Annotated in this window: 23 protein-coding genes; 9 read left to right on the top strand and 14 right to left on the bottom strand. The window is 68.6% G+C overall.

Annotated elements, in window-relative coordinates:
* Together IT184_00885 and IT184_00880 are read left to right on the top strand one after the other, a co-directional pair.
* The gene (locus tag IT184_00885; GenBank protein ID MCC7007349.1) at nt 1-612 is read left to right on the top strand and encodes a DedA family protein; all 612 of its coding nucleotides are present in this window, start codon (nt 1-3) and stop codon (nt 610-612) included.
* 15 nt (nt 613-627) lie between these two features.
* A complete protein-coding gene (locus IT184_00880; GenBank protein MCC7007348.1) occupies nt 628-1,644 on the top strand; it encodes a glycosyltransferase family 2 protein in 1,017 nt (338 codons plus the stop codon).
* Between the two features lie 95 nt (nt 1,645-1,739).
* On the opposite strand, the gene IT184_00875 is transcribed toward IT184_00880, so the two are convergent.
* Nucleotides 1,740-2,105, bottom strand: a complete 366-nt coding sequence (locus IT184_00875) for a hypothetical protein (GenBank protein MCC7007347.1) — start codon at nt 2,103-2,105, stop codon at nt 1,740-1,742.
* Here IT184_00875 and IT184_00870 point away from each other — a divergent pair.
* Nucleotides 2,077-2,721, top strand: a complete 645-nt coding sequence (locus tag IT184_00870; protein ID MCC7007346.1) for a hypothetical protein — start codon at nt 2,077-2,079, stop codon at nt 2,719-2,721. The two genes, IT184_00875 and IT184_00870, sit on opposite strands and share 29 nt — an antisense overlap.
* Before the next feature lie 204 nt (nt 2,722-2,925).
* On the opposite strand, the gene IT184_00865 is transcribed toward IT184_00870, so the two are convergent.
* Nucleotides 2,926-4,674 (bottom strand): hypothetical protein, encoded by a 1,749-nt coding sequence (locus tag IT184_00865; protein ID MCC7007345.1) that lies wholly within the window; start codon nt 4,672-4,674, stop codon nt 2,926-2,928.
* A gap of 30 nt (nt 4,675-4,704) precedes the next feature.
* On the opposite strand from IT184_00865, the gene IT184_00860 reads away from it, so the two are divergent.
* Entirely contained in the window at nt 4,705-6,228 is a 1,524-nt protein-coding gene (locus IT184_00860) for a hypothetical protein (protein MCC7007344.1), read from the top strand.
* Nucleotides 6,229-6,236: 8 nt separating this feature from the next.
* Here the strand turns inward: IT184_00860 and IT184_00855 are convergent, their stop codons facing one another.
* The 7 genes from IT184_00855 to IT184_00825 all read right to left on the bottom strand — a co-directional run bounded on the left by IT184_00855 (nt 6,237) and on the right by IT184_00825 (nt 14,080).
* The gene (locus tag IT184_00855; GenBank protein MCC7007343.1) at nt 6,237-7,127 is read right to left on the bottom strand and encodes a hypothetical protein; all 891 of its coding nucleotides are present in this window, start codon (nt 7,125-7,127) and stop codon (nt 6,237-6,239) included.
* A 116-nt stretch (nt 7,128-7,243) separates the two neighbouring features.
* Nucleotides 7,244-8,977, bottom strand: coding sequence for a glycosyltransferase family 39 protein (locus IT184_00850; GenBank protein ID MCC7007342.1), 1,734 nt, complete (start codon nt 8,975-8,977; stop codon nt 7,244-7,246).
* Between the two features lie 4 nt (nt 8,978-8,981).
* Complete coding sequence (locus IT184_00845) at nt 8,982-9,659, bottom strand: glycosyltransferase family 2 protein (GenBank protein MCC7007341.1); 678 nt, start codon at nt 9,657-9,659, stop codon at nt 8,982-8,984.
* A gap of 36 nt (nt 9,660-9,695) precedes the next feature.
* A complete protein-coding gene (locus IT184_00840; protein MCC7007340.1) occupies nt 9,696-10,790 on the bottom strand; it encodes a radical SAM protein in 1,095 nt (364 codons plus the stop codon).
* A 339-nt stretch (nt 10,791-11,129) separates the two neighbouring features.
* Nucleotides 11,130-12,182, bottom strand: coding sequence for a hypothetical protein (locus tag IT184_00835; protein MCC7007339.1), 1,053 nt, complete (start codon nt 12,180-12,182; stop codon nt 11,130-11,132).
* A 24-nt stretch (nt 12,183-12,206) separates the two neighbouring features.
* Nucleotides 12,207-12,941, bottom strand: coding sequence for a hypothetical protein (locus IT184_00830; protein MCC7007338.1), 735 nt, complete (start codon nt 12,939-12,941; stop codon nt 12,207-12,209).
* On the bottom strand, nt 12,938-14,080 hold the full coding sequence (locus IT184_00825; protein ID MCC7007337.1) for a hypothetical protein: 1,143 nt from the start codon (nt 14,078-14,080) through the stop codon (nt 12,938-12,940). The genes IT184_00830 and IT184_00825 overlap by 4 nt, the downstream gene beginning before the upstream one ends.
* Nucleotides 14,081-14,244: 164 nt before the next feature.
* On the opposite strand from IT184_00825, the gene IT184_00820 reads away from it, so the two are divergent.
* The gene (locus IT184_00820; GenBank protein MCC7007336.1) at nt 14,245-14,757 is read left to right on the top strand and encodes a hypothetical protein; all 513 of its coding nucleotides are present in this window, start codon (nt 14,245-14,247) and stop codon (nt 14,755-14,757) included.
* A gap of 19 nt (nt 14,758-14,776) precedes the next feature.
* Nucleotides 14,777-15,748 carry a hypothetical protein gene (locus IT184_00815; GenBank protein ID MCC7007335.1) on the top strand — a complete coding sequence of 324 codons (972 nt, stop codon included), beginning with the start codon at nt 14,777-14,779 and terminating at the stop codon, nt 15,746-15,748.
* Here IT184_00815 and IT184_00810 read toward each other — a convergent pair.
* From IT184_00810 to IT184_00800, 3 genes are all read right to left on the bottom strand, one after another.
* Entirely contained in the window at nt 15,742-16,701 is a 960-nt protein-coding gene (locus IT184_00810; GenBank protein ID MCC7007334.1) for a flippase-like domain-containing protein, read from the bottom strand. The two genes, IT184_00815 and IT184_00810, sit on opposite strands and share 7 nt — an antisense overlap.
* On the bottom strand, nt 16,698-17,858 hold the full coding sequence (locus IT184_00805) for a radical SAM protein (protein ID MCC7007333.1): 1,161 nt from the start codon (nt 17,856-17,858) through the stop codon (nt 16,698-16,700). Before IT184_00805 ends, IT184_00810 begins: the two co-directional genes overlap by 4 nt.
* Before the next feature lie 74 nt (nt 17,859-17,932).
* Nucleotides 17,933-19,972 (bottom strand): hypothetical protein, encoded by a 2,040-nt coding sequence (locus tag IT184_00800; GenBank protein ID MCC7007332.1) that lies wholly within the window; start codon nt 19,970-19,972, stop codon nt 17,933-17,935.
* Nucleotides 19,973-20,083: 111 nt separating this feature from the next.
* Between IT184_00800 and IT184_00795 the strand changes: the two genes are divergently transcribed.
* Together IT184_00795 and IT184_00790 are read left to right on the top strand one after the other, a co-directional pair.
* Entirely contained in the window at nt 20,084-21,136 is a 1,053-nt protein-coding gene (locus IT184_00795; protein MCC7007331.1) for an NAD-dependent epimerase/dehydratase family protein, read from the top strand.
* A 427-nt stretch (nt 21,137-21,563) separates the two neighbouring features.
* On the top strand, nt 21,564-22,403 hold the full coding sequence (locus IT184_00790; GenBank protein ID MCC7007330.1) for a hypothetical protein: 840 nt from the start codon (nt 21,564-21,566) through the stop codon (nt 22,401-22,403).
* A 75-nt stretch (nt 22,404-22,478) separates the two neighbouring features.
* On the opposite strand, the gene IT184_00785 is transcribed toward IT184_00790, so the two are convergent.
* A complete protein-coding gene (locus IT184_00785) occupies nt 22,479-23,540 on the bottom strand; it encodes a hypothetical protein (GenBank protein MCC7007329.1) in 1,062 nt (353 codons plus the stop codon).
* 193 nt (nt 23,541-23,733) lie between these two features.
* Here IT184_00785 and IT184_00780 point away from each other — a divergent pair, with 193 nt between their 5' ends.
* Nucleotides 23,734-24,450 (top strand): hypothetical protein, encoded by a 717-nt coding sequence (locus IT184_00780; protein ID MCC7007328.1) that lies wholly within the window; start codon nt 23,734-23,736, stop codon nt 24,448-24,450.
* A 232-nt stretch (nt 24,451-24,682) separates the two neighbouring features.
* Here IT184_00780 and IT184_00775 read toward each other — a convergent pair whose 3' ends face one another.
* Nucleotides 24,683-25,816, bottom strand: coding sequence for a hypothetical protein (locus IT184_00775; GenBank protein MCC7007327.1), 1,134 nt, complete (start codon nt 25,814-25,816; stop codon nt 24,683-24,685).
* Nucleotides 25,817-25,846: the final 30 nt, after the last annotated feature.

The raw sequence follows: 25,846 nt of genomic DNA, 5'->3' as shown, positions 1-25,846 counted from the left end.
ATGCACCGCGTTACTGACCTTCTCCAGCGCCTCGCGCAGTGGATTCAGCCGCTCGCCCAGTCGCTCGGCGCCCCGGGCATCGCGCTCGTCGCGTTCCTGGATTCGTCGTTCCTGTCGCTGCCAGAGGTGGCCGACGCGCTGCTCGTGCTGGCGGTGCTGCACGAGCCCTTGCGCTGGCCGTACTACGCCCTCGGCGCCACGCTCGGCTCGACGGCCGGCTGCTATGCGATCTACGCCCTTGCGCGGAAGGGCGGCGAGGCGTTCCTTCGGAAGCGCTTTCGAGCGGAGCACATCGATCGGGGCCTGGGCCTGTTCCGGCGCTACGGGATGCTCGTGGTGATCGTGCCGTCAATCCTGCCGCCGCCCGCGCCGTTCAAGATCTTCGTGCTGCTCGCCGGGATCGCCAACATCACGCCCGCGACGTTCCTTGCCGCGGTGGCGCTCGGGCGCGGGTCCCGATTCTTCGGCGAGGCCTGGCTGGCCTACCGGTACGGCGACCACGCGACGGCGTTCATCCGCGACAATCTGCCGGCCATTTCGATCTGGATAGCGGTCTCGGTCGGCATCGTCGGGGTTGCGCTGGCGATTTGGCGGCGGCGGACGAGACGCTAGAATGAGGGTCTCGCCATGAGCCTCGAGCTGTCGGTCGTCATCCCGATCCATGACGAATCGCCCAACCTCGACGACCTGTACCGGGAGCTGACAGCGACGCTCGACGCGTGGGGCCGGACGTACGAGCTGCTCTTCGTCGACGACGGCAGCACCGACGACTCGTTCGCGATCCTAGCCCGCCTGCACCGGGACGATCCGCGCGTGCGCGTGGTGCAGTTCCGCCGGAACTTCGGACAGACGGCGGCGTTCGCCGCTGGCTTCGCACGCGCGCGGGGGCGGCTGATCGTCACCGCCGACGGCGACCTGCAGAACGACCCGCGCGACATTCCGGCCATGATCAAGCGGCTGGAAGACGACGACCTGGACATCGTGTGCGGATGGCGCAAGAACCGGCAGGATGCGTGGCTCAGCCGGAAGCTCCCGTCGAACATCGCGAATCGGCTGATCTCGTGGGCCACCGGCGTGCATCTGAACGACTACGGGTGCTCGCTGAAGGTCTTTCGCGCCGAGGTCGTCAAGCCGCTGCGGCTCTACGGCGAGCTCCACCGGTTCATCCCGGCGCTGGCGAGCGAGATGGGCGTGAAGATCGCCGAGCAGGCCGTGCACCACCGGCCGCGCCGGCACGGCCGATCGAAGTACGGCATCGGACGGACGATTCGTGTGGTGCTCGATCTGCTCACGGTCAAGTTCCTCGTGAGCTACTCGACGCGTCCGCTCCAGGTGTTCGGGCTGTACGGCATCGTGATGGGCGGCGCCGGCGTGCTCGTGTGCGCCTACGTGGCGTATCTGAAGTACTTCACGGCTTGGTCGGGCGACCGCACTTGGCTGCTGCTGCTCGGCATCCTGTTCGTGTTCACGGGCGTGCAGTTGGTGACGCTCGGCCTGCTCGCGGAAATGCAGGCTCGCACGTACCACGAGTCGCAGGGCAAACCGGTGTACTCGATCCGCCGAGTGCTCGACGCCGAACCGCTGGCCGTGGCAGGCCCGCTCGATCCGCGGATCTCGGACGTGTACGCGAACACGAACCTGTAGTCGGACGCCGCATCGGCCGATATCGGATACGAGTCGCAGTCGAGATCTGAAATCCGGGTTTCAAGGACGTCGCGCCGTCCCCCTCCCTCCGGCGCCTATTTCGAGCGATTTGCCCGGCACGACATTCGCTCCTCAGGCAACGCCATGCGTGTACATTCCGCCGTTCGATCCATCTGTCTTCTCGGGCTCGTCACCGCGGTGACGGGCTGCAACGTGCAGAACCTCAGCAGCAACCCGCTGTCGCCGAGCCAGACCTCGGCGTCGGCGTCGGCTCCCTCACCAGCGCCGGCCTCATCGGCGTTCGCGACGACCTGGTCGTCGGCCGGCGAGAGCGCGCCGGCATCGTTCGAGGCCCGGACGTGCGGCCGGTTCCAGTGGTCAGCCACGGCGAAAACCGCGACGAGCGTCAGCGGAGGCTTCACGGCCGTCTGCATGGGGATGCCGATCACCGGCACGGGCACGGCGCAGCTCACGACCGACACCACCGGGACCATCACGGTCGACGCGACCGGTCAGTACGAAGGAACGACCTGCGCGATTCACGTGACGGCGGACGGCGTGATCGAGGATCACGGCGAAGCGCTGCGCCTGTCGTTCACCGGCACGTCGTGCCTGGGAGCGTTCTCCGGCAACGAGACGCTGTACAGGAAGGACCTCTTCCCGCCGGCACCCGAGCCGCCGCCCGCGCCGGAACCGCCGCCACCGGCTCCCGAGCCGCCGGCATCCACGTCCGAGCCCTGGGAGGACTGCGCGGCGTTCGTCAACGACAAGCCCGAGCTCGTGGACTGCGTCCATTCGGCGATCCAGCCTGGCAGCTCGGGCGCGCGGGCCTTCGAGGTCACCAAGCGAGTGGCGTGGCTGCTGCGACATGAAGGCGGCGGGCTGCTGATCAAGAACGGCGGCGAGAACATCATCGGCTGGCAGGGCTACTCGTTCTCGATCTCACGGATCTGCTATCCCGATGGGCACATCTTCAAGGTGATCACGGACGCGGGCGACGGCGGGAGCAACGGGCCTGGCTGGGCGGACAACGACTACGTCTCGCCGAGCCTGTACGTTCCGGCCATCAAGCCCTGAGAGCGGACGTGACCTGACGTGGTCGCGGCCAGGACTCGCCGCGCGCTGCCGGCGTGCTCTGGCGGGCGACCACGTCAGGTTCTGTCGTGTTGCGAAGAGCGGTCGTGCCAAGACGGCCGCTGGATGGACCCTACCGCGCTCGCCGCCACAGCATCGCCGCCGTACGTGCTCGAGGTGGTCGGATTCGCGCCGACGGATTCTCGCTCAATATGCCGGGCAAACGACGAGGCGATGCCGCTCGTCGGGAAGCTGCAGCCTCGCGACGACGTCCTGTGCCGGCACGCCCAGCCGAACCCGAAGGATGCGCGGTGCTCCCGGCGTTCGCCAGACCTCGAATCGGGTGACATACGACGCTGACGTCCTCAGCTCGATCGGCACGGCATCTTCGTCCATCTGCCGTGCGAGCGCGCCTGTCCCGCTGGCGTCGTAGACGGTCGCATTGAATCCGCGGCTCGCGAGGGCCGGCCAGTCCACCGACTGAGGCGTGGGGCGGGCGGCGGTCGCCGCGTAGAGGATGACGGGCCCCTCGTCGCGGCCGCGTACGCTTCCGACGCTCAGGTCGCTTGCGGGGCTGAGGCCGTCGATCCTCCGCCACGTGCGCGGCACCGGAACGCAGGCGCCAGCCTGTCGCAGCCGGTGCGTCAGCAACGGCGCGGCCGGTGGCCCCGCGACCTCCTGAAACCCTGATGACAGGAGATGACGGGCCGTCCAGGGAAACGCGTACACCTCACCGGCACCAGGGATCGCCGGTGGAATCTCGAGCGATGGACCGCTGACGACGTGCAGCGTCTTCCCCGTGCCGCGCCAGCTCCGATACGACGCGCGCAGCAGCACGTCCGTCGTCGCATCGTCGATGGCGAGGACGCTGGCGTCAGGCAGGGCGCCCAGGATGGCGGCGACATCGCCACGCGTGAGGCGGTCGTGGCCTTCGGCGAGCGCACCGGGAGGCGTCGGCTCGCGGATCGCATTGACTTGCGCGAACGGCACGAGGCCGACGAAGAACGCCGCACCTATCCAGCCTGCACGACGGGTCGTACACGCGCGGGCCAGTTCGCCGAGTCCGACGGCGGCGGTAACCCAGAGCGCGATGGCGGCAGGGCTCAGCGCGAAGCTGCGCAGGGGACCTGTCCAGAGCGCGAGCAGCACGGGTACGCCCGCATAGAGCGCGCCCGCCTGCACGCCTCGATCGCGCCAGCGTTCCCTCGACGCAAATGCCCCGAGCGCCGCGAGCCCGAAGACATAAGGCGTGATGCCATCGAAGAGCGCGAACGCGGGATCGACGACGAGCCCTTCCGGAAGACGCGACGGCAGCAGGCACGCCACAGCGCTCATCGGTTGGCGATCGCCGGGCAGCGGTGCGACGAACGGCGGCGCAACGGCGACGAGCACGGCCGCGACGACGAGGCCGGCAACCGCCGGCGGCCGGCGATGCGGCTCTGCCACGGCGAGGAGGATCCAGGCGCCGACCGGGACCAGCGCGAGCGCGAGGCGAGGCTCGATCGCTGCCGACACGAAGACGCCGAAGGCACCCATCCGCCACCAGCGCACGCTCGACCGTGCGGCAGTGAACGCGAGGAAGGTGAGTGCGGCGACGAGAAACGCGACGCCTTCTCCGACGGACACGCTCGGATCGAAGACGGGCAGGGCTGCAGCGGCAACGCCGATCGCGCCGGCCACCGCCCAGTGGACCGACGCGCGCGCGACGACCCACACGAGCACAGCCGCGCCGGCGGCCATGAGCCAGGAATTTGCCTGGGCCATCGCGGCGCCGAGCGGCAGCGCCGGCATCGCCCGCGCCATGGCGGCTGCCGCCAGCTCCAGTACGCCCGGACAAGGCGCGGGCGGCGCGAGCATGGCCGGCACGCGGTGCAGCCACCATACGGCACTGCCGGCCAGTGCAGCGCCCGCCAGCACACCCGCCGTCTCCTGCCATCGCGCGCGATCGCCGGTCATCGAAACGAGCGTGCTAGCATACCGCGGAGCATGCACAGCGAGCGACGCACGGCCGAGCCGCCCCGCGCGGCCGCGGCGGTCGCACGCCCATTCGCCGAGCTGACCGTCGCTCTCGCGATCGCGTGGGCGCTCGTCATCGCACGGAGCATCGTCTACCTCATCGACGATCAGACCTTCTTCAACTCGGATCAGGCGATCACGGGGCTGATGGCCAAGCACCTGCTCGAAGGGCGGGCGTTTCCGCTCTTCTACTACGGCCAGCCGTACCTGCTGGCGGTGCAGGCATGGCTCGCCGTGCCGTTCTTCGCGGTGGCGGGCCCCAGCGTGGCGGCGCTCACCGGCTCGGTTCTGGCCTCGAACCTCGCCGTCGTCACGATCCTCGTCGTCCTGCTGTGCCGCAGCGTCGAGCTGCGTCCTCTGCTCGCGATCGTCCCGGCGCTGTTCTACGCGCTCGCCCCGCGCGCCGCGGTCTTCTGGCTCCTCGACGCCGGCGGCGCCAACGGCATGCCCTTCCTGTACGTCCTGCTGCTATGGCTGCTGCGCGATCGGCCCGTGTGGCTCGGCGCGATCGCGGCCCTGGCGTTCCTGAACCGCGAGTTCAGCGCGTACGCCATTCCGATGCTGCTCGTCGTCGACGTGTGGCAGCACAGGCTCTTCACACGAGAGCGGCTTCGCCACTGGATGCTTGCCGCCGTCGCGGCGCTCGCCCTCGTTCAGACCGTCCAGGCGCTCAAACCGTTCGCCGACTACTACGGGCCGGGCAGCCGGGGTGAGCTGCTGCGCGGATTCGACGAGTCGCAGGCCGGGAATCTCCGGCAACGGATGGAGCTCGTCGCGGCGGAGCTGCCCGGGCGCACCGCGGCCATGATTGGCGAGCACGCACCGCGGCTGTTGGGTGCGCGCGCGTGGAACGACGGGCTGGGCGAGAGCGGTCACGCGTGGCTTCGCTGGCCGCTGCTCACCGCGCTCAGCCTGATCGGCGTACGAGTGCTCGTGCTGTGGCGGCGTGGCCCACCCGCGCGCGTTCCGGCCGTCGGCTTGTATCTCACGGGTGTCGGCGTCATCGCCGCCGCCGTCTACGTGCTGACGCGGCCCGCCGACGATCCCGTCGACCGGTACTTCGTGCTCGTGCTGCTCGTGCCAGTGGGCCTGACGGCCTGTCATCTCGCGATCGAGACGCGCGCGTGGTACCGGACCGTGACGGTGGCCGCCGTGCTCTGCTGGAGCGTGCTGTCGGCCGCCGACCATGCCGCGCTCATGCGCTACTACGAGGCTCATGGCGTCCCGCACGATCTTCACGACGTGATCGCGGCGCTGGGCGCGCGGAACGCGCACGTCGCGGAAGCGGGCTATTGGCGCGCCTACAAGATCACGTTTCTCGCCCGCGAGCAGATCAAGGTCGCCTCGACGGACTTCGCGCGCATCGACGAGTACCAACGGCTCGCGAACGAGGCCGGCCCCGCGCTCGTCACCATCAGCGAACAGCCCTGTGACGCCGGCGAGCGGGTCAACGCCCATTACCTGTGCACTCGGCTGCCGCCGGCGGCGAAGTGATCGCCCGGTTACACGTAGCGTCGGATGCTGAAGGTCGTCGGCGCCGGCGGGATGCACGAGGACGTGCCGTCGAGACACCATCGCCGGAAGAGGTCGTGATCGACGCTGCTGCTGCAGAGCCACCAGCGGTCGTTGTGATAGACGGCGGTCAGCAGGCACGGGCCTTCCGAGACGCCTTGCGAGCCGTTTGCGATGACGCGGTCCTGCCACCGGCAGGCCGCGACGACGTCGGCGGTGTTGGCGTTGCGGAACGTCACCGACTGCACGGTCGCCTGCGCGCTCAGCACCTGGAAGAGCTGCCGATTCACCTGAATGTCGCCGAGCTCATCGGACTTGCCGCGGCAATCGTCCCAGAAGTCGACGACGCAGGCCTCGGCCGGGACGTTGGAGTTGCCGAAGAGATCGACCAGGAACCGGACGGTGATCTTCGAGATCTCCGCAACCGAGTCGTGGACGATGAACGCCGCGGCATCCTTGCTGACGCGGTTCTCCTTCGTGATCGCATTGCCGGCGGCATCGTAGCTCTGATAGCGCTCCACGACCTCGAGCCGAACCACCACGGCGGTAGGGGCGGAGACGACGCCGCTGGCCAAGCGCCACTTCACGGCAGGGCCGGAGCCGGTGAACGTCCCGACCGTCGCGGACCACACGTACGTGAGGCTCGCCGGCGTCGACTCCGCATCCTGCACCTGCGCCGTCACCTCGACGTCGGTGTCGGGCTCCAGGCGACCTGAGCCGGCGGCGACGCTCACCGTCTGGATGACCGGCGGCGCGTTGTTGACGGGTTGCGGTGTCGGCCCCGGCGTGACCGGCGACTTGCCGTTGCAGGAACCCGACGCCAGGGCCGCCAGCCAGACCGTGGTGGCCGCAGCCAGCGTCGAGACGATCCGTGAGCTCACAGGAGAGCTATTGTGGCGAAAAAGACGTCGACCGGCAAACGGCCGCGGCTGGTCGACGGCAGGGCCGCCTCATCCGGCGTCCGTCGAGCACGCACGCGGCGCGCCGAACGCGCACGTCATCTGGCGTCCCCGGTCCGCTTGAACACCCAGATCCGCGGATGGTCGAACAACCGGAACGAGAACTCCGACGCATCGTCGTCGATCTCGTAGCCGAAGAGCGACGGATGGGTCTTGAACGTCCGCACGAGCTCGAAGCCGAGCCGGCCGCCGAACAGATCGCGGTAGTACTGCTTCATCACGGCGTACTCCGGTGCGGGCAGATGCGTGAACCACTGCACGTACGTGTCGTCCATGACGATCCAGTCGGCGAGCTGCAGGCGCGAGGCGATGTACTCGCGCCGCCACTCGTCCGTCGGGCCGCGGTTGTACAGGCTCCGGTACGTATCGAGCGCGATGAGCCGGAAGTGATCGCGGCGCTCGGTCTCCGGATAGAAGAGGACGTAGTTGCCGTAGAAATCGACGTTCGTCAGATGCGAACCGGTCGGAGGGATGTTGTGCGACGGCTCGACGAGGACCGGGGCGCCGCGCGGGATGTTCCGCATGATCCAGCGGGATGCCACGAGCCGCGTGTCGGGTGTCCGGAAGATGTGGGTGTAGGCGACGGCCCAGAGCGCGCTCGTGCCGATGACGGCGGCCGTGGCGGCGATGGCCAGCGGGCGCCATCGCCGGCGCGCGATGAGATCGGCGCTGAGCACGCCGGCGGCCACCGAGAGCGCCGTGGCCATCGGAATCGCGTAGCGGATGAACGGCGCCACCGAGTTGCCCGCCACCGTGAAGTAGGCGAGCGGCACGACCGCTGAGACGAGCGCCGCCTTGTTGCGGCGCACGAGCAGCCAGATCACGCCGGCCAGCGCCCAGATCTCGAGCGCCGGCCCCATGCCCCACCAGAGCAGGTTCGTGAACCAGAAGACGCGCGGGTGCGTCAGGTCCGAGAAGTGCGCCATGTACATCGGCCGCGTCGTGCCCGTGAGCGGATCGGTGATCTGCTGGCGCACGTCCTCGCGGAACTTGTCGTAGTAGGCGACGACCATCGGATCGACGACGAGAAACGTCGCGATGGTGACGGCCACCATGAGGGCGCCGAGGAGCACCCATCGGCGCCATGACGCCCAGGCGCGCAGCGCTGACGGCCGGGCGGGCGAGAGCAGGTGGGCCAGCGCGATCGGGATCGCGAGAAAGGCGGCCGAGTACTTCGCCGTGAGCGCGAGCGCGAACGCGCTGCCCGTGAGCACGCTCCAGAGCGCCGTGCCGCGCTCGGCCATCCGAAGGGCGCACAGCCACGTCAGGACGCAGAAGAACGTCAGCGTCATGTCCACGGAGAAGAAGTGCGCGTCGCGAACGTGCAGCACCGTGACGGCCAGGCACGCCGCCGACAGCAGGCCGGCGAGCCGGCCGGCGACGCGCGCGGCGATCGCGTACACCAGCACGATCGTCGCCGTGCTGAACGCCGCCGAGATGGCGCGTCCCATCCGCATGTAGGTGACCTGATCGTCGAACACCGTCAGCACCAGCTCGTGGCTGACGCTCTCGTACACGCTGCGCACGACGTTCAGGCCGTACATGGCCAGCGGGCCGTACATGAAGAACTTGCCGCTCATGGCGGCGTCGCGCATGCTCTTGCGGAGCAGGTCGGCCCCCATGAACACGTAGTGCTCGTCCATGTGGAAGTGGAAGTACGGCGCGCCCCAGCCGATCCCGACGAAGCGCAGCACGCCGCCGGCGAGCGTGACGAGCGACAGCAGGAGCAGCGCGCGGCCGCGGGTCAGCCCGGTGCGAGCGCCTCTCTCCATGGCCTCAGACGAGGTTGCGAAGGAACGACCAGACGTAGGCGAACCACAGCTTCCAGACGACGACCTTCGACTCGCCCCACTTGCGCTCGTACTCGTGGCTGGGAATCTCGTCGACCCGATAGCCCTGTTTCAGCGCTTTCATGAGCATTTCCTGCTCGATGGTCGTCAGGTTCGACGTGAGCCCGAGTTTCAAGCCGACGTCGCGCCGGATGGCTCGAAAGCCGTTCTGGCTGTCGGTGAGCCGCACGTGCCAGCGGTAGTTGATCGCCAGCATGATCAATTGCGATCCGATGTACCGGATGAACTGGTCGACCGTGCCGTGCAGCTCGTCGCTGCCGCCGCGGCCGCGCGAGCCGATGACGAGGTCCGCCGTGCCGGCGCGAATCGGCGCCACCATGGCCGGGATGTCGCGCGCGTCGTGCGAACCGTCGGCGTCGATGAAGACGACGATGTCGCTCTTGGCTTCCTTGAGCGAGAGGCGCAGCGCCTCGCCTTTGCCCTTCTTGTTGTCGAGGACGACGCGGGAGCCCTTCGATCGCGCGATCTCGGCCGTGCGGTCGGTCGAGTGGCCGTCCACGACGAGCACCTCGTCCGCGTAGGGCCGGACGCCGTCGATGATCTCGGCGATCATCCCTTCTTCGTTGCGCGTCGGGATGACGACGGTGACCGTGGCCGCGGACATCCGCAAGAGTGTACAGCGAACCGATCGGACCGGCGGTCAGCTCGTCGCCGGCAACGCGGTCTTCTCGGCCGACGTCCGGCTGAACACCGCCCGGCCGAGGTTGCCGAGAATCGTGGGGTAGGCCTCACACGGCGTCCAGCAATGGGAGCAGCGCTCGTTGACGACGTCCTCCCGCAGTTCCTTCCGGCGCGCACCATCCCAGAGCGCTCGGAGATCGAAGCCGTTCTCGCGCAGGTTGCCCACCTTCTCGTCCCAGATCGAGCACGCGTACATGTCCCAGTACGTGTCGATGAAGCAGGACGACGAGAGGGCAGTGCAGGGCAGGGGCGACCGGCCGGTCTCGTAGTACTTGCGGATGAGCGCCTGGTAGCGGTCCTCGAGGAACTTGACCGGGTGCAACGGCGACCCGGTCTTCCGCCGGTGCGCCTCCACGGCGCGCAGAATCGCCGCATGGTGCCCCGACACGCCACCCTTCCCGAGATTCGCGAAGTAGTGGCCGGACTCGTGCCCGATGTTCAGGTGCAGCTCGCTCTGCTGGAAATCGGGGATGACTTGCCGGACCGCCGCGACGGTCTCGTCCACCTTGTCGGCGTTCTGCTCCATCAGGGTCATGCCGATGACGGTCTGGAAGTTCGATCTCCTGATGCCGCGCAGACGGCGGAACGTCTCGATCGCGCGATCCCAACTGCCCGGCAGGCCCCGCAGCGACTCGTGCAGCGCTTTCGGGCCGTCGAGGCTGACGGTCGTCATGAGGCGTCCGACGCCGCGCTCGAGCGTCTTCTCGACGAGCGAGACGGTCTTGTCGCCGAACCAACCGGTCGTGGGGAAGTTCAGCAGGAAGAGCGACCGGCAGCTCCGCTGGATGGCCGCGATGAGGTCGTCGAGATCGCGCCGCATGAAGAGCTCGCCGCCGGTCAGATGCACCCAACGGAACTGCGGCCAGCGGCTGAAGAACTGCTCCACCTCGGCCGGCGTCATCTCGTTCGTGCTCTTCTTCTGCCAGATGTTGCACATCACGCAGCGGAAGTTGCACTGGTAGGTGGCGACGAACGTCACCTTGTAGGGCAGACGCGGGGAGCGCACGTTCGCGCCGAGCACCGACGCGCCAAGGCCGATCTGATTGGTGTGCATGCTGCTAATCGTCTTGCGCCGGAGCCGACCGCGAGGGCGCGTCCACGCCCGCGCGCCGCCGCCGTTTCCAGGGTCCGTCCGCGCCTGCAGCGACGTGTCCCGCCGTGACCCCTGTCGCTGCCGAACGAAATGCCGGACGAACCGAATCGCTCGTCAGGCTGGATCGCGCATCGGATCCCGCAAGAGACCTGAACGCCTGCCACCCGACAGGGCGTCGAGGTCGCGCCGACTCAGCTTATCAGGGTACGGCACGAGCGACGACAGGTGCTTGCAGGCTGGCAGCCGCGGTCGGCCTGGCCCGACAGACCCGTACAGAGGCCGCCCCGCGAGCGAATCAGCCTACTGCGGCGTCACCGTCACATTGCGCCAGATCGCTCCGGCCAGCGTTTCGGAACGCGGGTAGGTGCCCAGCGAGATGCGATGATTGGGCGGCGCATACGGCGCGGCGAACGAGCCCGAGAACCAGACCTGCCCGTCGACCGATACGGTGTAGCTCGTGCGACCCCACTGGATCACGAAATGGAACACGCGCGACGCGCTCCAGGCGGGGCCATTCGAGGGCACCTGTCCGAGGTGGTCGCCCGGATCGCCGTCGCCGACGGCGCCGTTGCGCCAGATCAGCTTCATCCCCTTGCCGTCGCCGTCACCGCGCTGCTCGAGGTGCATCTTCCACGGATGGTCGCGGAACGAGTTGAAGTCGCCGAACATCGCCGCGTCGCCCATCGAGATGAACTTCAGATCGGCGCCGTTGCCGAGACCGTTGCCGACGTTCGTGACGTCGAACTCGAGCCGACAACTGGCGCATGTCGCGATGTCGTAGTCGATGCCGTCGCTGCGCGTGTCGGCCTGCCAGCCCTGGCCGGCGACGAAGTGCCCGCCGCGCTGCTTGCCGACCGTGCGGCCGGTGGTGAGCGGATCCAGGACGGACGATCCAGAAAGAAACGCCGCCTGGCCCGTCCTGAACGCGCCGGTCGACGACCACGGCCCGACGCGCCCCGAGTAGGTCGCGCGAGCGCGCCAGGTGTGCGTCGTGTCGAAGGCGAGCGGCGTCGTCAACGCATACGAACTCGAGCCGGCGTTGCCTTTCGGGAACGTCGGGTGCGCCACGATCGTCCCAGCCGGATCGCGTACTTCGACCTCGTAGGTGACGGGAAACGTCGTGTAGGTGCCGGACACGTTGCTGACCGTGAGCACGATCGACGGCCCGGCGGCCTGTGCGCCGTTGATGGGTGAGATGAGGGTAGGGGCCGCGATCTTCAGCGTGGAACCGTCTGCCGCGGCCGCGGCATCACCGCCCGTTCCGGACGGCGAGGTGAGACTACTGCCGCTGTCGCAGGCCGCAAGGATCAGCGCGGCCATCGCGCTGGCGAGGAGGAATCCGTTTCTCGTCATGAGCGGTCTCTTGGTCGCCGGCCGTCAGAACCGCAGCCGGGCACCGCCGCCGACCTGGACGCCACCGAGGTCCGCACGGTACGCGCCGAGATGGCCCTTCGCGGCGCTGTAGCGCACGAACCCGCCGATGCCGATTCGCCGGCCGAGCATCCGACGGACGTCCAGGCCGATTTGGCCCCCCATCAAGTCGCGAGTCCGTTTCTCGAGCGTCAACGCGACGCTGGCGATCGTCGGCGCCGTGACGTCCGCCGCGACTTCGTGGGTCACGCGCACCACGGCAGGACCCCCGAGCACGGTGACGTCGAGCCCGGGCCTCGTCAGGACGCGGAAGGCGAGCAGCCCGGCGAACCAGGTCTCCTCGTGCACGAGCGATTCGACGGCGCCGGTGACGCTGTGGGCCGTGTCGAAGAACGCCGGGTCGGGGAGCGAGGCGTCGAGTGCGCCGGCGGCCGAACTCGAGAGCCGGCGGTAATGGACGGCGACGCCGAACTGCTGCGTCAGCGTCACGCCGCCCGTGAGATCCCACACGCCGCCGCGGCCGATCTTCCGCGCGAGCCCGACGCTGGCGTCTTCGCCGTAGAGCGGAAACACGAACCGTGTGTCGTCGGCCTTCGCGGTCAACGCCGCGCCGACATCGACGTTGACGAACGCACGGGCGCGCGGCTCGTCCTGCGCCGTGACCGGACGCGCGGCCACGGTCAGCCCTGCCAGCGCGATCGCACCGGCGCACCAGCATCGCACCGACCGCCGATGTGTCATGGGAAGAGGAGCGCGCTCCCGAGCGATTCGGGCCGCGGACGATTACCAATCCAGACGTTGCGATAGATGGCGCCAGGCCAGGAGCCGTCCTCGACGCCGTAGTTGCCGTCAGTCGCGCCGAGGTAGGCGTAGTGCGGGCTCGGACCGTAGCTGCCGCCCGGCGAGACGACGCCGACGTTGTAGAAGGTGGACCCAGTCGGGCCGCCCCGCTGGACGGTGAGCCTGAACTCGTTGCTCCACGTTGCCTTCCAGTAGTACGCGGTGGCCGGATCGGCGATCAGGACGTTCGCGGCGCGCGTGCCGAAGTCCGGCTCGAGCTTGTAGTCCTCGTCGCCGAAGAGGGTCTTGAAGGAGATCGCGTTGTCGGGGTTGCCCGGAACGCCGCGGTACTGGACGTTCATGAGGTACTTGCTCGCGAGCAGGTCGCCCGTCCCGTTGAACATCGAGAACAGCTTCAGCTTCCCGCCCGGACCGTTCGGCCGCAGGCCTTCGATCTCGACCGAGAACTCGCCGGCGGCGATCGTCTGCGGCAGGGCATACCGGACGTAGCTCTGCTGGTTCTCGATCCGCAGGCCTTTGCCGGCCACGAACGTGGTCGCGCCGATGCGCTCGCCGACCGTCTCGCCGTGAATCAGCGGGTCGTAGAGCTCGCCCGGCCGGTTGTACCCGACGAGCTTGCTGTTGAAGGTCCGCGTCTCCGACCATTGGGAGACGGCCGTGCCCTGCCGCACCCGCGCCCGCCAGTAGAACCTGGTCGTCGGCTGCAGATCCTGCGCGGGCGTGAAGCTCGTGCTGCCGTTGGTGCCCTCCGCCACGTCCGTCGCATTGGCGACGACGGCGAAGTAGCGCGACGCGGGCGCGATGCTGGCGAACGACGCCTGATCCGAGACTTGGAACTCGTAGACGCGTGCGCCAGCCTGCGTGGAGGTGCCGTTGCGCACCGTGAGCGTGGGACGCAACGTCGAGAGCTGCGTCCGATCGGCGGGCGAGTCGGGCGCCGGCGCCGTCAGCGCCGCGGACACGCCGCCGGTGTCTCCAACGACAACGGTGCGCGACGGTTCGGTCGTCTTGCTCTGACAGGCCACCAGGAATCCGGCGGCGCTCAGCACGAGGAGATGCGGGGCAATGAATCGTCTCATTCGGCACGGTGCACCGGCGGGACCACGACCGCGCGGCCGGCGGCGATTGTATCCAGGGTGCACCTCATTTCACAAACATAATTAGCCGTCAGATGGATTTTCTCGGCAAAAACCTGACCGGTGGAAGTCGATGGGGTAGAATGGCGCCCGTCCCGAGGCAATCGATGACGCTCGTCAAAGCCCGTCCCGGCCGCCCGAAGAAGTTCGGGCGGCCCGCTCGCGCCATCACCATCCGGCTGCCCGAAGACGTTCTGCAGAACCTGGCGTCGATCGACGCCGACCTGGCCAGAGCGATCGTGCACGTCGCCGAGCGGGCTCCACGCCGGGCGCGCACGCGCCGCGCGAGCGGGCCGGCCGAGCTCACCGCCTACGGCCGGCACGCGGTCATCGTCGTCACCCCCGTGCGCGCGCTGAAGCGCCTGCCGGGCGTCGAGCTCGTGCCGATCGGCAACGGCCGCGCGCTGATCTCGCTCAAGCAGCCGTGCAACGTGCCGCAACTCGAGCTGTCGATCCGGGATGCGCTGGAGAAGGGCGTCCCGCCCGGAGAGCGACAGGCGCTCGAGGCCGTTGCGGGCATCCTTCGCGATACTCGTGTCTCGCGCGCCGTGCACGTCGAAGAGCGCACCATCATCGTGCTGCGGGCCACGCGCCGGACCGGCCTGAAACGCACGTCCTGATGCGGAGGGCCTGAGACGCGTGCCCGTGACCTCTCCCTCCTCTCGACGGCGGCTCGACCTCGGCCGGACGATGGCGCGTGTCGGCGTGACGGCCATCAGCTGCGTGCTGGCGCTCGCGGCCGCCGAGGCCGCCGCCCGGTTCGTGCTGAGAGGCCGCGCCTTCGAGCCCCGGCCTCGCGTCTACGTCAACCGTCGCGGTTTCCGTGAACGGGAGTTCGACGACAGCGAACCCAGCCGGTACCGCATCGCCGTGATCGGCGACTCGTTCACATGGGGAGTCGGCGTCGAGCAAGACGCCCGATTCACGAACGAGATGGAGCGGCTTCTCGGTCCGGCGTACCAAGTGCTCAACTTCGGGCTGTCCGGCAACAACCTGCCCGAACACGTCGACACGCTGGACACGGCGCTGGGCTGCCACCCGGATTTCGTGCTGCTCCAGCTCTTCCAGAACGACTTCGAGACGTCGGGCATGCAGCGCCACCGCCCGCAGATGATCCCGCTGCTGCCGGTATCGCTCGACCACACGCTGCGAGAATCGTCGGCCTTCTATCACCTCGCGGTCGACGACTGGTACCGGCTGCAGGTCGAGCTCAGCGTCACCGAGGGCTATCCCGACTTCGTCATCCGACATCTGCGCGATCCGAGCTCCGCGGAGTCGGTCGAGACGTCCGCGATGCTGCGGCGCTTCCTCGAACGCGCGCGCGCCGCCGGCGTGCCGGCGGGCGGCGTGATGTTCCCGGCGTTCTACAGCATGACGCGCGATCCGTCGGCGTATCCGTTCCGGTTCCTCGACGACCGTGTGGAGAAGATCTTCGCGGCCGAGGGCGTGCCGTTCCTCGACCTGCTGCCGGCGTTCGCGTCCGTCAGGAACCCGGCGTCACTCCAGATCACGCAGTTCGACGCGCACCCCAACGCCGTGGCACACCGCATCGCCGCGGCGGCGATCGTCGCGGCCTTTCGCCAGCACTGGCATCCGCCTGTCCGTCACTGATGCATGGGCGACGGGCGGCGCGTCCTGGCGGCCGAAAGGTACAGCACGCCGCCGGGCAGGTTGCCGACGATCCCGAGGCCGACGAACAGCACGGACAACGCGACGGCGTCCGCGCTCGAAACGCCCACCTGCGCGAACGCCCAGACGAAGGCCACCTGCGCCGTGCCGAGGCCGTTGACCGTCACCGGCAGCAACATCACCAGCAGGATCACCGGCACGAACGCGATGTACGCCGTGAGCGGCGCCGCCACGCCGAGGCTCAGGCCGAGGAACCAAGCCTGCAGGATCCGGAGCGCCTGGACGGCCACCGAGGCGATCAGCACGAGCAGCAACTGCCGGTGCTCCGTCCGGTAGAGCTGAAGGCCGGACAGGCCATTCGCCGCGAGCGCGCCGAGCCGGCCTGGCGCTCGAGCGAGCGATCGTCTGACGACGTCGTCCACGCGCTCGCTGAAGATCACGGCCAGACACAGCAGGCATCCCAACGCCGTGACGACGAACGCCGCCCGCACCGCCGTGCTGCCCGCCAGGCGAGGCGCCAGCGCGAGGCCGGCCGCCGCGACGAGCAGCACGCCGGCCACGCCCAGCATGCGATCGAGCACCACCGAGGCGACAGCCGCCGGTCCGGGCACGTTCTCGCGTGAGAGACTCCAGGCTCGCACGGCATCGCCGCCCACGCTCGCCGGCAGGAACGTGCCGACGAACGTGCTCACGAAGAAGATCCGCATGACGGGAGCGAGGCGCGGCCGATGCTGGGCGAGCGGCGTGAGCAGCGCCCACCACCGGTAGGCCATCACCGCCCGATCGACGAGCACGAGCGCACACGCGGCGGCGAGCCATCCCCAGGAAACGCCGGCGAGCGCGGCGCCGATGGCCCGCGGGTCGGCCATCCAGACGATGATCGCGGTCAACCCCGTCGCGACGGCCAGTCGAATCAGCAGGCTGCGGGCGATCACCGCACGGGGTCTGGCAGCGTGTCCTGATGGCGCGTAGGGTCGTGTTTGACCTGGTAGGCGCGGGCGAGGAACTTCACGTAGGGCACGACCTGCTTCATGGCGCCGACGTTGACTTGGCACGGGCTCAGGCACGTGGGGCACGTGTCGCGCTTCAGGGCCTTCCGCTGCTCGAGGCTCTTCTCCGCGAAGTAGAGATCGGCCGCCGGCGTCTCGAGCACGTTGCCGAGCTTCGCCGAGTTCTCGCAGTAGAAGAGATCGCCGTTCGGATTCAGCAGCAGCCCCTGCCGCTGGAACGGGCAGGGCATGGTGCGGTGGTACCCGTTGGCGATCATGTCGGCGTAGTGCAGGTACATGAACGCCTGGCCGCTCAGCACCGACTCCTCGGCCACGCGGTCGAGGAAGAACTTGCGCATGTACTCTTCCTCGCGGCTCCCGAACGCGATGGTCCGCTCGAGATCACGGTTGTGCAGCATGTTGTCCGTGAACCGGAGCATGTTGAAGACGATGTCGAGATTCCGCGCGCGGGCCCAGTCGCGGATGCGCGTGGCGTCCTCGAGGTTCTTCGCGAAGATCGTCGACGCCAGCCCGAACTGGAAGTGCGGCGCCCGCGCGGCGAGCGCCTGCATGGCCTCGATGGTCTTGACGGCCTTGTCGAAGCCGTTCTTGACGTGCCGCACTTCGCCGTGCACGTCGCCGATGCCGTCGAGCGACACGCGAATGCTGACGGGGACGTCATGGGCGCCGCAGAACTCCACGATGCGCGTGAGCATCGGGATCGCACGCTGCGGAGTCAGCCCGGTGGTGTTGATGCCCACCTTGCGCAGGCGGGGCAGCCGCCGCACGAACAGCTCCACGATGTCGGGCAGGTCGTTTCTGGTCGTGGGTTCGCCGCCCGAGACGTTCAGGTTCTCCACGGCGTGCCAGAAATCGCCGGCAAGGACGCGATCGAGCTGCTCGAGCGTGAGGTCTTCCTTCCGGTTGCCCCACTTCCAGTTGTTGCACATCTCGCAGCGCGCGTCGCAGACCCACGTGCAGTTGAAAATCAGCACGGTCGGCCGGATCGCGGTGACGTGAGACACCGCTCCTTGGACCAGGTCTCGGGGCACGCCTGCCGCCGCTTTGGTGAGGTAGCGGAGCCGGAAAGTCTGCGTGGACATCAGGCCAGACGATAGTACCACCTGAGCGGGGCAAAGGGCAGCGCGCTCAGGGCGCAGGGTGGGAAGGGCAGATGCTACGGCAGCCCTGCCGGCACGGCGTAGAGCGTGAGGTCGTCGGCGCGGAGGACGGGCAGCAGCCGCGCGAGGACGGCGGGATGCACGCGGTCGCGGCGGGCCCGCACGATCACGTGGCTCACGCGGTAGCGCTGGAGCAGGGCGAGCGCGCGGTCGGGATCGCCGTCGGCTGACGCGTAGAACGCCTCGACGTCCGCCAGCCGCTCCTCGCTGCCCACCGCGTACCGCGCCCACGCCAGCACCACGCGGCGCCCGGCGACGACCGGGAGCAGTGACGGCTCGAGCGGCCGATCGTGCAGCACGACCGTGGTCTGTGGATCGCGACCGCGCAGGTAGTCTGCGGCGAGCCGCGCCGGCGCATCGAGCACCGTCAACGGCGGTCGCCCATCGTCGCGCCACTTTCTCGCCAGGTAGTGGACCGACGAGGGCAGCGTCATGGCCACGGCCGCGATCGCGATCGCCGTGCCGGCCCTGCCACGCGGCCGCGCCCATGCCACGAGTGACGTGCCGGCGAACACCCACAGCGCGTACAGGCCAGCCTGATAGAACTGCAGCGTGTCGTGGTACGGCTCGGTCACGAGCACGAACGGCGTGGCGATGCCGACGAGCGCGACCCACGCCAACAAGCGCCATGGATCACCGGCGGCGTCAGCCGATCGCGTGCCGGTCAGTGCCCGCACCAGCGCGGGCACGCCGATCCAGCGCAGCGCCGGACCGATGATGAGGAACACGACCGTGGCGGCCGCGACGACCACCGGGCGCGTCAGCGATTCCGGCAGCACGCGCGCGGCCATCGCGTGAAACGTGTCGGCGAGGTCCAGCTTGATGAGCATGCGCTGCGGCAGCAGGAAGAAGTCGATCCGCAGCTCCGAGCGGCGATCCGCGTAGAGCGCGAACGCCCGCCATGCAAAGGGCAGGGCGCAGATCGCGCCGATGCCCAGGATCGTGACGTAGGGCCGAACGACACGGCGGTGCGTCGAGAAGAGCCAAGCCGCCGCTGCCGCCGCGGTCAAGGCCCCAGCCAGCACGAGAAACGCGAACGGCTTGAACTGAAAGAGAACCGCCAGCAGCAGGCCGCCGAGCACCGCCCAGCCGAGACTCGAGCGACGCACGGCCTCCGTTCCGGCCGTGAGCACTCCGAAGAACAACGGCAGCGACGGTGTCCACGAGTTGAAGTGCAGCACTTCCATCGTGGGCGACAGGAAGTTGGTCGGCCACAAGACGTAGTCCCAGTCCACGTTCGCGTGCGGGAGCGCCCACGCGGCGAGGTACGAGAAGTCGCCGCCGACCATCAGCCAGGCCATGGAGACGAACGCCGCGACCGGCGGCGCGAGCGTCCGCACGAAGACATACCCCGTCAGCCCAGCCAGCGCGAGCAGCGACGGCCACAGGTATCCGAAGTACATGCCGGTGACGGGCACCGCCAGAAACCGGTGCAGCATCGCAGGCACGAGCTGCGGGTAGTACGCGTAGTTGAGCCCGCGGCCGGCGTAGTACGGCGCGGTCGGCGGAATCGTGTGGGTCGCTTCGCTCGTGATGCTCGCGTAGTAGGCGAGATCCAGCGAGTCGTAGTCGCCGTAGAGCTGGAGGCCACCGCGATCCTCGGCGGTCCGGTGAGCATAGGCGATGCCGCCCGTGAGGAGCGCGATCGCGACAATCGCCGTCGCGGCGGCGATGTCGGCACGTTCGATTTTCCGGGCGGACGGACGGCGCCACACGGCGGCCGCCGCACCACCGCACGCGAAGGTCGACACCGGGAACCAGGCGGCAAGGTGCAGCCGACCGAGCACGTCGGCGATCGCGGCCGACGCGGCTGCGCCGACGCCAAGAGCAAGGACGGTCTGGCGCAGCCGGTCGTCACCGCGCGTGAGCGGAGCGGTGATCGCAAGACCGGGACCGAAGGTGAAGAGGATCCAGCCGGTGAAGAAGCGCACGGCCGGCGGCATGACCGCGAGCACCGGTTGCAGCGCGAACCAGCCCGCCGCGCCAGCAAGGCCGCCAACCGCCGCGCGCGCCGGCGCGGGCACGCGAGACCACATGCGCGGCGTAGTCTATACTACGGGCCGCATTCGCTCCGCGGTGACGCGTGTCCGGCTTCGCCGCGCGACTTGCGGCCGCGCGACGTGACGAGCCTCACGCCATCCCCACGCATGACTCCGGATCACAGCGACGACGTCGTCTTCATCACGGGCGGCGCCGGCTTCCTCGGCATCAATCTCGTGCGCTTCCTCCTTCCCCGGGTGCGCGCGATCGTCTCGTACGATCTCGCCGAGTTCGACTACCCGGAGCGCGATCGCGTGCGCGCGATCCGAGGCGACATCCGCGACGTGCCCTCGCTCGAGGCGGCGCTGGCGGGCGCCACGATCGTCGTCCACTGCGCCGCGGCGCTGCCGTCGTACGCCGACGCGGAGATCATGTCCACCGAGGTCGACGGCACGCGCAACGTGCTCGCGGCCGCGCGGGCTCACGGCATCACCCGGGTGGTGCACATCTCCTCGACGGCGATCTACGGCCGCAACGTGCAAGGCACCACCGAGGACGGGCGCGTCGAGATCTTCGGCGCCTATGCCGAGGCGAAGGTGCTCGCCGAACGCGAGTGCGCGGCGTTCCGCGCCCGTGGACTGTGCGTCCCGATCCTGCGCCCGAAGACGTTCATCGGCCCCGAACGGCTCGGCATCTGGGCGATTCTGTTCGACTGGGCGCACTCCGGCTGCGGGTTTCCGATGATCGGCCCCGGGACCAACCGCTACCAACTGCTCGACGTCGACGATCTCTGCGACGCCATCTGGGCGACGATGACCTTGCCGGCCGCGACGGTGGACGAGGTCTTCAACGTCGGTGCGAAATCGTTCGGCACGATGCGGGAAGACTTCCAGGCCGTGCTCGATCGCGCGGGACACGGCAAGCGCGTCCGGTCGCTGCCCGCCGGTCCCATCATCGCCGTGCTCAAGCTGCTCGAGCGGCTGAGACTTTCGCCCGTATACGAATGGGTCTACGAGACGGCAGCCGCCGACTCCTACGTCTCTATCGCGCGAGCCGAGCAGCGGCTGGGTTTCCGGCCACGGTATTCGAACGTCCAGGCACTGCTTCGCAACTACGACTGGTACGTCGCGCATCTGCAGGACATCCAGCGGGCATCCGGTGTCTCCCACCGCGCCGCCTGGAATCAGGGGCTCGTCAGGGTCGGGAAGCTCTTCTTCTAGCGTGTTTCAAGACTCGGCGAGCGCGGGTCCCGTCGCCGGACAGCCCCGAGCGGTCCTCGGCACGACGCGCGGGATCACGGGCGCCGCCTGCGTGCCACGCAGGGCGGCCCCGTCCGGCGCCATCCACGCCGCGGGAGTCTTGAAGGCGTCTCAGTCACCAGACCAGAGATGCCACCCGGAGACTCGCCGCCGTTCCGGTGTGGCGCCAGCCGGTGGCCATGTGCATCGAGTCACGGACGCGCTGGTGACGCGCGGCTAAACATCCGTGCCGCTCGTCCGCCCTGCGAAGGGTAGCGCTTTGCCCTGGCCGGTCGGAGTGAGGCATATCCATTCTGGCATCCGTCATGCAAGATACTGGGACCGGGACGGCGTCGATGGCCGCGCACGCGGCGCCGATCCAGCACATCACACGCGCAGGAGGCCGAACATGGTTCGCAGATTGTCTCTCGTCATGGCAGGGGTGGCGTTCGTTGCCGCCAGCGCTCTCTTGAGCGCGGCCGATGCGACGTTCGTCTTGAAGAACGGCGAGCGTCAGTCGGGCCAGCTCGTCTACCGGCAGGGCGCGGAGGTCTATCTCGTGTCGGGGGAGACCGAGCGGGGCTACAAGTTCGACGACATCGCGATGATCGCATTCGCCGACGCGAGCCCGGCGAAGTCCGAGGTCGGCCAGCTCCCGACCGGTGACAACCCGCCCGAGCTCGAACGCCACATGCTCGTGCTCAAGGACGGGCGCGCCATCAAGGGCAAGCTCTACGATTTCACGAACGACTCGCGCGTCGTGTTCGACACGCGCACGGGGTCGGGCGGCGTCGATCGGCAGAGCTTCAACATGAGCGATGTCGCGCGGCTGTATCTCAGCGCGCCGAGCGCGCGTTCGCTCTTCGGCGGCGACGCCGTCGCCTCGTCGGCCTCGGGCGGATCGGGTACGACGGTGCGCGTGTCGGCGACGCAGCGCTGGGTCGATACCGCCATCACGGTCACCGCCGACGAGAAAGTCGCCTTCTCGGCCAGCGGTCAAGTGAAGATCAATGAGAACACCGCGGTGCCGCCCGCCGGCACGATGAGCGTGGGGCGCCGCAAGAACGTGCCCGTACCGAATGGCCCGGTCGGAGCGCTCGTCGGTCGCGTCGGCACGAGGATGTTCCTCATCGGCGACAAGACCGACCCGATCACGATGCCGGCGTCCGGCCGGCTGATGCTGAGCATCAACGACGACGAGATGAAGGACAACAGCGGGGCGTTCGACGTCGTCGTCAAGAAGCAGTAGGCGAGAGCCCTGACGACAACGGCCCGGACGGGATGAACCCGCCCGGGCCGTTTGCCTGTACCCGACGAGCGCCGGTTAGAACGGTCTCAACTGCACGTTCCGCCAGATCGCGAACTCGAAGGTCTCGGCGCGCGGGATGCAGCCGAGCTGAATCCGATGGTTGGGCGGACCGAACGATTCGCCCCACCCGTCGGACGCCCACTCGTCGCCGTTCACGAAGATCCGGTATCCGCCCTGGTCCCACTCGACCACAACGTGCGAGGCCTGCATCTCGTTCCAGCGCGGACCAGGCTCCACCTTGACCCGATGATCGCCCGGATCGCCGTCGCCCGCTTCGCCGTTGCGCCAGACGACGTCGAGGCCCGTGCCGTCGCCGTCGGAACGGATGGAGAAGTGCATCTTCCAGTCGTGATCGCGGAACGCGCCGAAGCTTCCGAAGGCGGTGCCGTCGCCCATGCTGAGGATCTTCGGCTCGAACCGGCCGAACGCGTATCCGCCGTCGTCGAACCCGAGGACGTCGAATTCCAGCCGGCAGCGCTCGCAGGTCTCGATGTCGTAGTCGATGCCGTCCGTGCCGGTGTTGGCGCGCCAGCCGACACCCGGCAGGAACGTGCCGCCCGTCACCTTGCCGACCGAGAAGCCGTTCGTGAGCGGATCGAAAATTTCCTTGCCGCGCAGGAACGCGGAGGGGGGCGTCCGGAAGGTGGCGGTCGAGGACCACGGCCCGAACGCGCCGTTGTAGGTCGCGCGCACGCGCCACGAGTAGTTCGACTCGGCGTTGAGCTTCGTGCGAACCGTCACCGACGAGGTGCTGCCGCCGGCCGCGCCGGTCGTTTCGGTCGCCACCACGTTGTTGCCGCTCAGCACCTGGGCCTCATAGCTGACCGGAAACGCCTTGAACGTCCCGTTCACGTTCTGGAAGCGCAGCACAATCGGCGAGTTCGGCGAGAACTCGGCGTTGTTGACGGGAGACACCAACGGCGGCGCCGCGATCTTCAACGTCTCGCCGCTCGGCCCCGCACCGAAGTCACCCGGCACCGCGCCGGGAACGATCGGGTTCGAAGACTGCGAGCAGGCGATCATGAGCGCCGACGCGATTCCCGAGGCCACACTCCACCACTTGGTCTTCTGTCTCATGCAACGTGCTCCCGTTCAACTTGCGCAGCGCGTCGATTTCGTGGCGCACCGGCGTTCTCCAAACGCGCGCCTATCATACAATGCGGCGCGTTCGTTCCCGCGCGCCAGAGAGACGATCGCCGCGCGGCTGAACCATCGTCGCTGACGTGCGCGATCGCTCGAGGGGGATTGGATGAAACGAGGAGTGGGACTGGTGTGGAGCCTGGGACTGCTGGTCGCCGGCGCAACGAGCGCGGCGGCGCAGGCGACGCCGACAACGGCTCGCGTGTTCGTGAACGCGAACGTGGCGGTGCAGACAGGCTCGCCGGACGTCACGACGCGGCTGGCGTTCGACCTGTACAACGAGCCCGCAACCCTGTCGGTCACGCGCGGAACGGGCGGGATCGTGTTCGACGTCACGGGCGGAATTCCGCTGCGCGGGCCGTGGTCGGTCGGCGTGAACGTGAACGGCGGCTCGTCGACGTCCGACGGCCGGTTGACCGCCGACCTGCCGGATCCGATTCGGTTCGATTCGCCGCGCGCGATCACCGGAAACGTCCCCTCGCTCGTTCACCGCGAGCTGTGGATCGGCGGTGTGGTCCTGTACGACCTGCCGATCAGGCTCCTGGACAACCAGGTCACGGCACAGGCGTTCGCCGGCCCCGCGGCGGTGCGCGTCCAGGAGGATCTCGTGTCCTCGATCGACGTGAGCGAGCCGGGCGACACGCCGGAGCTCGATTCCCACGTGGGCCGGGTCAGCAAGACGCTCGTCGGCGTGCAAGTGGGCCTGGACCTGAAGTACGACCTGACGGAGCGCGTGGACGTCGGCGTCCTGCTGCGCTACCAGCGCGCGTCCGGCTCGCTGCCGGGCGACACGAAGATCAAGGTCGGCGGCTTTCAGATCGGCGGCGGCGTCCGGCTGCGATTCTGAACCGAAGCACGATTCACGGGATGTCTCAGGGGCGGCCCGCATCGCGCCAGGAATCGGGTGGGCGCCGCCGGCCGCTCGTCCAGCGGGACGTCCCACTGTTCCTGGGTGGCGTAGCGTCCGCCGGCGCTGCTGAGCAGGGGAGCGCGGCGGCAACTGCAGTTGTGAGTTGGCGAGCCCGGGCTGGTGACCCCGGAGCTCACCACTCACAACTTCACGACCACCGCTCGCCGATTCACTGAATGTCGCAGACGTCGATTCGAATCGCGCCAGGAATCGGGCTGCCCCACGTCGCCCATTTCTCGTCCACGAGGATGTCCCACTGCTTCTGGCTGCTGCCCTGACCGGCGCAGAGCACGTCGCAGGAGTAGCCGTTGCAGTTGTTGCCGCTCGCCTTGCGCAGCGCCCCGAACGCCCCGACGCCGCCGCTCGAGACACCGGCCACGTTGAACTGGTGCGCGACGCTCTTCATGAACGAGACCGCCTGGTCAGCCGCCATGTGCGTGGGGTACAGGTCCCGGTAGCACTGGATGATGTCGAGCGGGTCCTTCATCGCCGAGCAATTGCCGGGCGAGGGAGACGGGCTCGGCGAAGGCGACGGGCTCGCAGCCTTGTCGGGGGTGCGGAACGTGGCGACCGACGACCAGGCACCGGCGGTGTTGTCGTCGGCGAGCATCCGCGCACGCCAGAAGTACGACTTGCCGAATTGCAGCAGCGTCCCGAACGTCGTCGTGCCGCTGGCCTGGGAGGACAGGCCGTTCACCGCGAGCGAGCTGAACGTCTGGGACTCGCTCACCTGAAAGTGATAGAGGATCGACCCGGTCGGGCCCGAGGCCGTGCCGTTCGTGACCGTCAGCGTCGGCCCCTCGCTGAGCGTGACGATGTTGTTGATGGGGGAGACTGGCGTCGGGATCCCCAGCGTGATCGGCTGCATGATCTCGAAGCTGTTCGGGTCGGACCAGCCGCTCTCGTTGGCCCCGTCGGTCGCGTTCGTGCGCCAGTAGTACGTGCGGCCCGCGGGCAGCCGGTCGCCGAGCGAGACTTTGGTCTGGCCGTCGGCGCCAAACGGCACACCGTTGCGCGAGAACACGATCGACTTGAACCCGGCGTCCGTGGCGAGCTGCACCTGCAGGAACATGGTGCGCGGGGAGTTCGTGTCCGCGCTGCCGACGACCAGCGTGATCGGCTGCTCGCGATCCCGAATCTTGGCGCCGGCTCCTGGCGAGAGCATGCCCGGATAGCTGACCCCGATGCCGGCCATCGGGCCAGCGACGACCGGGCTCAGCGGATTGCTGCTCTTGGTGACCTCGCAGTTGAGGGCGAGCAGGGTGCCCGCGAACACGACGAGAAGGCCTGAAGTGCGACGCATATCGTTCCAGACCGCCCCGGGCCAGGTCCC

It is taken from the genome of Acidobacteriota bacterium, assembly GCA_020853395.1.
Lineage (GTDB): Bacteria > Acidobacteriota > Vicinamibacteria > Vicinamibacterales > SCN-69-37 > JADYYY01.
Note: the sequence above shows the minus strand (reverse complement) of the source record. Positions and strands in the feature narration are given on the sequence as shown.

What these genes read in the sequence shown, in the direction of transcription:
- IT184_00885 (MCC7007349.1), top strand. Translation starts at nt 1, where the DNA reads ATGCACCGCGTTACTGACCTTCTCCAGCGCCTCGCGCAGTGGATTCAG.
- IT184_00880 (MCC7007348.1), top strand. Translation starts at nt 628, where the DNA reads ATGAGCCTCGAGCTGTCGGTCGTCATCCCGATCCATGACGAATCGCCC.
- IT184_00870 (MCC7007346.1), top strand. Translation starts at nt 2,077, where the DNA reads ATGGGGATGCCGATCACCGGCACGGGCACGGCGCAGCTCACGACCGAC.
- IT184_00865 (MCC7007345.1), bottom strand. Translation starts at nt 4,674, where the DNA reads ATGACCGGCGATCGCGCGCGATGGCAGGAGACGGCGGGTGTGCTGGCG.
- IT184_00860 (MCC7007344.1), top strand. Translation starts at nt 4,705, where the DNA reads ATGCACAGCGAGCGACGCACGGCCGAGCCGCCCCGCGCGGCCGCGGCG.
- IT184_00850 (MCC7007342.1), bottom strand. Translation starts at nt 8,977, where the DNA reads ATGGAGAGAGGCGCTCGCACCGGGCTGACCCGCGGCCGCGCGCTGCTC.
- IT184_00845 (MCC7007341.1), bottom strand. Translation starts at nt 9,659, where the DNA reads ATGTCCGCGGCCACGGTCACCGTCGTCATCCCGACGCGCAACGAAGAA.
- IT184_00840 (MCC7007340.1), bottom strand. Translation starts at nt 10,790, where the DNA reads ATGCACACCAATCAGATCGGCCTTGGCGCGTCGGTGCTCGGCGCGAAC.
- IT184_00835 (MCC7007339.1), bottom strand. Translation starts at nt 12,182, where the DNA reads ATGACGAGAAACGGATTCCTCCTCGCCAGCGCGATGGCCGCGCTGATC.
- IT184_00830 (MCC7007338.1), bottom strand. Translation starts at nt 12,941, where the DNA reads ATGACACATCGGCGGTCGGTGCGATGCTGGTGCGCCGGTGCGATCGCG.
- IT184_00825 (MCC7007337.1), bottom strand. Translation starts at nt 14,080, where the DNA reads ATGAGACGATTCATTGCCCCGCATCTCCTCGTGCTGAGCGCCGCCGGA.
- IT184_00820 (MCC7007336.1), top strand. Translation starts at nt 14,245, where the DNA reads ATGACGCTCGTCAAAGCCCGTCCCGGCCGCCCGAAGAAGTTCGGGCGG.
- IT184_00805 (MCC7007333.1), bottom strand. Translation starts at nt 17,858, where the DNA reads ATGTCCACGCAGACTTTCCGGCTCCGCTACCTCACCAAAGCGGCGGCA.
- IT184_00800 (MCC7007332.1), bottom strand. Translation starts at nt 19,972, where the DNA reads ATGTGGTCTCGCGTGCCCGCGCCGGCGCGCGCGGCGGTTGGCGGCCTT.
- IT184_00795 (MCC7007331.1), top strand. Translation starts at nt 20,084, where the DNA reads ATGACTCCGGATCACAGCGACGACGTCGTCTTCATCACGGGCGGCGCC.
- IT184_00790 (MCC7007330.1), top strand. Translation starts at nt 21,564, where the DNA reads ATGGTTCGCAGATTGTCTCTCGTCATGGCAGGGGTGGCGTTCGTTGCC.
- IT184_00785 (MCC7007329.1), bottom strand. Translation starts at nt 23,540, where the DNA reads ATGAGACAGAAGACCAAGTGGTGGAGTGTGGCCTCGGGAATCGCGTCG.
- IT184_00775 (MCC7007327.1), bottom strand. Translation starts at nt 25,816, where the DNA reads ATGCGTCGCACTTCAGGCCTTCTCGTCGTGTTCGCGGGCACCCTGCTC.